The sequence below is a fragment of the Vibrio sp. SG41-7 genome (genome assembly GCF_014164465.1).
GTDB classification, from domain to species: domain Bacteria; phylum Pseudomonadota; class Gammaproteobacteria; order Enterobacterales; family Vibrionaceae; genus Vibrio; species Vibrio splendidus.
Genome location: NZ_JACJFF010000275.1, coordinates 1 through 1,692, shown reverse-complemented (window position 1 = coordinate 1,692; position 1,692 = coordinate 1). Strand labels below are relative to the sequence as shown.

Here is a 1,692-nt window from a genome sequence, read left to right as displayed (position 1 = left end):
GGTCGCGGTAGGAATGGCAGTCACCTGCCACCCCCCGCACAGATCCGGACGTGCGCTACTAACGCATCCGGCTCCTACCTCGAGTCATACCGTCAAATCGCTTATCAGGGTATGGATGCATTATTCGTGGGGACGGGATCCACAATGCCAGATAATGACTGAATCGCTCCCACGGCATCCTTTTGCGTTGGCTTCGCCTTTTCAGGGCTTGTAGCCATGCTTTCTTTACTTCAAGAATAAACATTCCAACTGATTTCAGGTTATGCGGGACCGCATAGTAATTCATGTGCCCCATCACCACCCTGTTCAGCCATGAACCTGTCTCACCTATTGGCCGGTGCAGTCGTTTTCTTTTAAGCTCCTGACGGATCTGCTTAAGCTGCCCTCGTAATCGAGAGCGCTTGGTCTTCCGCTTCACCGTGAACCACCCTTTCCGGGTCCGCCCCATATAATGGGTAAAACCGAGGAAGTCGAAACTGCTGCTCCGCTCCCTGGCTTCGTGCGCTTCTCTTGCCGCACTCGCTCCGAATGGGATCAGCTTTGTTTTATCCGGGTGGAGCTTCAACCCAAACTTTTCCATCCGGGCTGATAGCGCTACCAGATATTGCTCCGCGTCTTCTTTCGACTCAAACCCCAGGACACTATCGTCGGCGTAGCGCACTACGCTAACTCGACCTAGGCATGCCTGTCTATATTTATGTGTCCACAGGTCAAAGACATAGTGGAGGTAAATATTAGCCAGCAATGGCGAGATCACAGCACCCTGTGGTGAGCCGATATCGGACTGCATTCTGTGCCCATGTTCATCCAGCGTGCCTACCTTCAGCCACTGGGTGATCAGCCTGAGCATACGCTTATCAGATACCCTGTGTGACACGAACCGTAGCATCCAGTCGTGTTCAATGGTGTCAAAGAACTTGCTGATGTCCAGATCCAGTACCCAGTTTACCCGGTTGCGTTTAATAGCAACTGATAACGCATCAAGTGCATCATGTTGCCCTCGCCCAGGCCGAAAGCCATAGGAAAAACCAAGGAAGTCCATCTCATAAATCTGGTTGAGGATAGTGACAACCGCTTGTTGTACTATCTTATCTTCCAGACAGATGATACTAAGTGGCCTTTGTGAGCCATCTTCCTTGGGGATGAAGACTCGCCTTGCTGGTTTTGGACGATACCGCCCCAGTTTCAGCGACAGTAGGAGTGCCTGAATGTTAGAAGGCAATGTCTGTTCATAGGCCTGCCAGGTAACACCATCACATCCTGCTGCTGATTGTCTTTTGAGTTGGTTAAAACTCGTGACAAGTAACTCTTCATCTATGAGTGAGAACAGATTATTAAATGTTTGTTTCTTGTTCCTCTTTGCAAGTTGACGTACAGCCAGCAAGCGGGACGTCCCGGAACTCCGGCGCTGAGTCCGGCCGGGGGCGCAGTGTTGGCTGTTGCTCTTGGTTGAACCCCTTCCCTCCACCAACTCCGCAACCACTTCACTGGTTTTGTTCGCTGGTTTCCGCGGTACTATGAGTTCATCCGACTTCCTGCTCATCCCTACGGTTCACCTTGCGGGTTTGCACTACAGGCTCCTTCCGTTAGAAAGGCCCGAACAGGATCTCTCAGGTTCCGTACGTTGAATTTCTCTGCATGCACAGGGTCTCCGACCCCGGGAGGCATTGCCTTGAGCTTGCCTTTTACGCT

The 1,692-nt window shown here is 51.7% G+C and carries 1 protein-coding gene; it reads right to left on the bottom strand.

Annotated features, from left to right (window positions below):
- Window positions 1-58: 58 nt before the first annotated feature.
- Complete coding sequence (ltrA, locus tag H5300_RS26580; RefSeq protein ID WP_220503594.1) at window positions 59-1,384, bottom strand: group II intron reverse transcriptase/maturase; 1,326 nt, start codon at window positions 1,382-1,384, stop codon at window positions 59-61.
- Between the last annotated feature and the right edge of the window lie 308 nt (window positions 1,385-1,692).